The 653-nt window shown below is 45.5% G+C and carries 1 protein-coding gene; it reads left to right on the forward strand.

Features of this window, described 5'->3' with window-relative positions:
* Window positions 1–388 precede the first annotated feature (388 nt).
* Window positions 389–653: GrpB family protein (locus AC1DUO_RS25930; RefSeq protein ID WP_477989603.1), on the forward strand; the 265-nt coding region annotated here is incomplete at its 3' end.

Below are 653 nucleotides of genomic sequence, written 5' to 3' on the forward strand. Positions count from 1 at the left end.
CTGTTGAGCTCAGTGAAGAAGAAAAAGGAATGCTCGATGAGGTCAGTCATCCAGGGATTCGTTATCCGGGCTGGATACAGTCATATAATGCCGCGAGTCGTTTCCCTGCGGGCTTTACCGATACCGGACCCAGTTGGGTGCTGGGCGAGTCACCCGTCTGAAATAAAATATATATGGGATGTCCGGTTCGTATTTAGGCCGAAAAGGGCTGGTACAAAATAAATGCCAGTAGAAGCTGAATATCTCAGTGTCAAAGATCCGCTGCTCGCTCGAAGCAGCCTGATGGGCTTCACCTACAGCAGTTTGGTGCCAGAAGCGGACATCAAATCATGCTATCAACATAAATGATGGTTTAGTAAAACCTCATAGAAGTTAACCGGAGTAAAAAATGCGTAGGATCATTGTTGTGGAGTATGAAGAGCAATGGCATACCCGATATGAGGCTGAAAGGGGCTTATTACAGAACACGCTGGGGAAGGTAATTTCACAGGTTCATCATATTGGCAGTACGTCTATACCGGGGCTATCAGCAAAACCAATCATAGATATATTGCTGGAGGTATATGATCTGGATGAGCTGGATAAATTAAACTTTGCAATGGAGCGTGCCGGATACTGCGTTCGTGGTGAAAATGGAATTCCAAATCGAAGAT

Source organism: Rahnella sp. P4_A8, assembly GCF_056402435.1.